This window comes from Stutzerimonas azotifigens DSM 17556, from assembly GCF_000425625.1.
Taxonomy (GTDB): domain Bacteria; phylum Pseudomonadota; class Gammaproteobacteria; order Pseudomonadales; family Pseudomonadaceae; genus Stutzerimonas; species Stutzerimonas azotifigens.
The window spans coordinates 1-1,637 of record NZ_AUDU01000096.1; the positions used below are offsets into that span (position 1 = coordinate 1).

General features: G+C 54.8%; 1 rRNA gene. It reads right to left on the bottom strand.

The annotated features are described in order from the left end of the window. Positions 1 to 22: 22 nt before the first annotated feature. Positions 23 to 1,637 (bottom strand): 23S ribosomal RNA (locus H610_RS0108500); the annotation flags it as partial.

The window sequence follows — 1,637 nt, forward strand, 5'->3', positions numbered from 1 at the left end:
TGCCAGATTGTTTGGGTGTTATATGGTCAAGCCTCACGGGCAATTAGTATGGGTTAGCTCAACGCCTCACAGCGCTTACACACCCCACCTATCAACGTCGTAGTCTTCGACGGCCCTTCAGGGAGCTCGAGGCTCCAGTGAGATCTCATCTTGAGGCAAGTTTCCCGCTTAGATGCTTTCAGCGGTTATCTCTTCCGAACATAGCTACCCGGCAGTGCCACGGGCGTGACAACCGGAACACCAGAGGTTCGTCCACTCCGGTCCTCTCGTACTAGGAGCAGCCCCTCTCAAATCTCAAACGTCCACGGCAGATAGGGACCGAACTGTCTCACGACGTTCTAAACCCAGCTCGCGTACCACTTTAAATGGCGAACAGCCATACCCTTGGGACCGGCTTCAGCCCCAGGATGTGATGAGCCGACATCGAGGTGCCAAACACCGCCGTCGATATGAACTCTTGGGCGGTATCAGCCTGTTATCCCCGGAGTACCTTTTATCCGTTGAGCGATGGCCCTTCCATACAGAACCACCGGATCACTAAGACCTACTTTCGTACCTGCTCGACGTGTCTGTCTCGCAGTCAAGCGCGCTTTTGCCTTTATACTCTGTGCGTGATTTCCGACCACGCTGAGCGCACCTTCGTACTCCTCCGTTACTCTTTAGGAGGAGACCGCCCCAGTCAAACTGCCCACCATACACTGTCCTCGATCCGGATAACGGACCAGAGTTAGAACCTCAAGCATGCCAGGGTGGTATTTCAAGGATGGCTCCACGCGAACTGGCGTCCACGCTTCAAAGCCTCCCACCTATCCTACACAAGCAGGCTCAAAGTCCAGTGCAAAGCTACAGTAAAGGTTCACGGGGTCTTTCCGTCTAGCCGCGGATACACTGCATCTTCACAGCGATTTCAATTTCACTGAGTCTCGGGTGGAGACAGCGCCGCCATCGTTACGCCATTCGTGCAGGTCGGAACTTACCCGACAAGGAATTTCGCTACCTTAGGACCGTTATAGTTACGGCCGCCGTTTACCGGGGCTTCGATCAAGAGCTTCGCCTTGCGGCTAACCCCATCAATTAACCTTCCGGCACCGGGCAGGCGTCACACCCTATACGTCCACTTTCGTGTTTGCAGAGTGCTGTGTTTTTAATAAACAGTCGCAGCGGCCTGGTATCTTCGACCGGCATGGGCTTACGGAGCAAGTCCTTCACCCTCACCGGCGCACCTTCTCCCGAAGTTACGGTGCCATTTTGCCTAGTTCCTTCACCCGAGTTCTCTCAAGCGCCTTGGTATTCTCTACCCGACCACCTGTGTCGGTTTGGGGTACGATTCCTGGTTACCTGAAGCTTAGAGGCTTTTCCTGGAAGCATGGCATCAACCACTTCGCGTCCTAAAGGACGCTCGTCATCAGCTCTCGGCCTTGATCGCCCGGATTTACCTAAGCGACCAGCCTACAACCTTAAACTTGGACAACCAACGCCAAGCTGGCCTAGCCTTCTCCGTCCCCCCATCGCAGTAACCAGAAGTACGGGAATATTAACCCGTTTCCCATCGACTACGCTCTTCAGCCTCGCCTTAGGGGTCGACTCACCCTGCGTCGATTAACGTTGCGCAGGAACCCTTGGTCTTTCGGCGTGGG